We start from the raw sequence: 2,791 nt of genomic DNA, 5'->3' as shown, positions 1-2,791 counted from the left end.
TTTTTACGTTCACACCAGTATTACAGCTTGCAAGACTACCCCCAGTTAATGCCCACCTTACTAAATCTATCCTTGTCATGTACAGAAAGTTGAGACAGCTACCGCTGTATAACTTTGTCTTATCTAGTGCATCAAAACATCCCCACCAATTACATACGTACGCACTTTTTGGACAGCTCGCAGGTGTTCCTGTAGTTTCTACCCAGACACCTGATTGATATTTGTAAACTTTTGTAGGATCAAAGTATCCTTCCTCTGTACCTTGATATGTCCAGCCACATCCTGATGAGGAAGTACAACAACCAGTTTTATACGAATTAGGATTGTAGGCACACCATGACATTGACCCGCTGACATCTATAAGGAGCATTACGTTTGGAGATACAGCTTGCCCTACATAAGGAGGAATGTAGCAGTAACTTCCCATAGAGGCAGCTTTTACATTACTTTCTTTTGGATTTAAAAACACCAAGGATATGAAAAGGAGTGTTAGCAGGCTCTTTACCTTCATGGCTTTTCACTCCCCTTTATCCTGTATGTTCCTCCATCTTGGCACTTGCTACTGTCTATCATTACAGAAACATCTCTGTTTAGAAGCTTACTGGCATCCATACCCGGTTTGGAAAGAAGGTTCATTTTATAGCCTTTGCATGGTCCTGATACGCCAACTGCTTTTATTGTACCGGTTCTTTGATCATAGTCCATCACTTTTACAGTTATGAAAAGTTCATCTATCCCGAAGCTTGCGGTGATCATTAATATACATAAAATAGCTAACACCTTCCTCATTTTTTTTCCACCTTCCTCAGTATTATTGTCTTTCAATTGCGTTGTGTTTGCGTGATGTTTATGTGAAACTATTTACAGCTTGAAACTTTTTCTGTGTATATCAGTGTAGCCAAACTTTTTTAAAAGCTCTCTGTGTCTGACAGTGGGGTATCCTTTATGTTTTGTAAATTCGTACTCAGGAAATAGACGGTGATAATGCTCCATGATTCTGTCTCTCAATACTTTTGCTATAATGGATGCGCACGCACAACTTAAGCTTTTTTCGTCACCTTTGACCAGAGGAAGGCAGTTGTAATTTTCCAGATTTACGTAATCGCTTATGACCACGTCAAAAGGGTGTTTGAGATCCTCAATGGCTCTTTTCATAGCCAGCTTTGTAGCTTGAAGGATATTTATCCTGTCTATGACTACGCTATCTACTACCGCAGTGCCAACGGATAGAGCTTTAGCCTTTATGATCTCAAAGGCTCTTTCCCTTTCACTCTGAGACATCCTTTTAGAATCCCCGCTTATGAAGGGTTCGGTGTAAGGTGGTAGAATTACAGCTGCAGCAACAACTGGACCTGCCAAAGGTCCCCTTCCCGCCTCATCCACCCCGGCAACCAAAAGACCCTTTTTCCAGAAAGATAGCTCGTAATCTATCACTTCTTTTTCTCCCAGGGCTTTATCTCTCTCACCTTACCTGCAGCTTCTTTGCCTTTATACTTTCTCAAGAAGTAAAGCTTTGCCCTCCGTACCTTTCCGTACTTTACAATCTCTATCTTTTCTATATTTGGGCTTGCAAAAGGAAAGATCCTCTCAACACCAACACCGTAAGACTCCTTCCTTACAGTAAAGCTCCTATTTATTCCGCCCCCCTTTATCCTTATCACTACACCTTCAAAAGGCTGTATACGTTCCTTATCTCCTTCCACTATCTTGTAATGTACCCGTACTGTATCACCCACTTTAAACTCGGGAAAATCCCTTTTAGGTTGATATAAAAGTTCCACATCACGGATAACGCTACTCATTTTTTCACCTCCTTTCAGGAAGGTTAAATTATAACACAAACAAGTTATAATGTTCCTATGCTGTGGAAAAAGCCCGTCTTTGAACTTAGGGATCTCATACTCAGAAAGGAGGTAAAAGTTTCGGAAGTTCTGGAGAGCTTTATTGAGAGATTTTCACACACCGAAGATAAGGTTAGAGCTTTTATAACACCGCTTTACGAAGAGGCTCTAAAAGAGGCAAAATCTTTGGACGGTAAAGTAGAAGATAAACCCCTTTTTGGCATACCCGTTGCAATAAAGGATAACATAAACGTAAAGGGTGTAAGAACCACATGCGCATCAAAAATGTTAGAGAACTATGTATCCGTGTACGATGCTACCGTAATTGAGAAACTCAAACTTGCCGGAGCTTTGATAGTAGGGAAGACTAACATGGATGAGTTTGCTATGGGTTCTTCTACAGAGTACTCAGCTTTCTTCCCTACCAGAAATCCATGGGATCTTGAGAGGGTACCTGGAGGCTCTTCTGGTGGATCGGCGGTGAGCGTAGCTGTATTTTCAGCGCCACTTTCTTTGGGTTCTGACACGGGAGGTTCTATACGTCAACCTGCATCTTTTTGCGGTGTTATAGGTCTAAAGCCTACTTATGGAAGGGTTTCAAGATACGGACTTGTAGCTTTCGCCTCTTCGCTTGATCAGATAGGACCTTTTGGGAGAAGGACACAGGACGTAGCCCTGCTTATGGAGGTGATCTCAGGACAAGACATGAAGGATTCCACATCTGCGCAAGTACCCGTTCCCAAATTTTCCCAGGAGATAAAAAAGGAAGCCAAGGGTTTGAGGATAGGAATACCTAAGGAGTTTTTTGAGTTTAAGATGGAGCAAGGTGTTATAGATTGTTTTAAATCTTTCCTCAAAGAACTTGAGGCACACGGCTACTTTGTTGAAGAGGTTTCCCTACCTCACGTGAAGTACTCTATACCTGCTTACTACGTTATAGCACCCTCTGA

5 protein-coding genes are annotated in these 2,791 nt (G+C 41.7%); 1 reads left to right on the top strand and 4 read right to left on the bottom strand.

Going from position 1 to position 2,791, the window contains the following annotated elements; all coding sequences use genetic code 11:
* The 4 genes from ABWK04_01770 to rplS form a co-directional block, all read right to left on the bottom strand.
* On the bottom strand, window positions 1-511 hold a 511-nt coding region (locus ABWK04_01770; GenBank protein ID MEZ0360614.1), incomplete at its 3' end, for a pilus assembly protein PilY.
* Window positions 508-789 (bottom strand): hypothetical protein, encoded by a 282-nt coding sequence (locus ABWK04_01765; protein ID MEZ0360613.1) that lies wholly within the window; start codon window positions 787-789, stop codon window positions 508-510. The genes ABWK04_01765 and ABWK04_01770, both read right to left, overlap by 4 nt.
* Window positions 790-861: 72 nt before the next feature.
* A complete protein-coding gene (locus tag ABWK04_01760) occupies window positions 862-1,434 on the bottom strand; it encodes a ribonuclease HII (GenBank protein ID MEZ0360612.1) in 573 nt (190 codons plus the stop codon).
* A complete protein-coding gene (rplS, locus tag ABWK04_01755) occupies window positions 1,431-1,802 on the bottom strand; it encodes a 50S ribosomal protein L19 (GenBank protein ID MEZ0360611.1) in 372 nt (123 codons plus the stop codon). The genes ABWK04_01760 and rplS overlap by 4 nt, the downstream gene beginning before the upstream one ends.
* A 57-nt stretch (window positions 1,803-1,859) precedes the next feature.
* Here rplS and ABWK04_01750 point away from each other — a divergent pair.
* A partial coding sequence (locus ABWK04_01750; protein ID MEZ0360610.1) for an amidase family protein occupies window positions 1,860-2,791 on the top strand: 932 nt, incomplete at its 3' end.

It is taken from the genome of Hydrogenobacter sp. (assembly GCA_041287335.1).
GTDB lineage: Bacteria > Aquificota > Aquificia > Aquificales > Aquificaceae > Hydrogenobacter.
The sequence above is the reverse complement of the archived record's forward strand: the minus strand, read 5'-3'. Positions and strand labels throughout refer to the sequence as shown.

Bases quoted from the DNA above. Each gene is read 5' to 3' on its own strand.
- ABWK04_01765 (MEZ0360613.1), bottom strand. From the start codon at position 789: ATGAGGAAGGTGTTAGCTATTTTATGTATATTAATGATCACCGCAAGC.
- rplS (MEZ0360611.1), bottom strand. From the start codon at position 1,802: ATGAGTAGCGTTATCCGTGATGTGGAACTTTTATATCAACCTAAAAGG.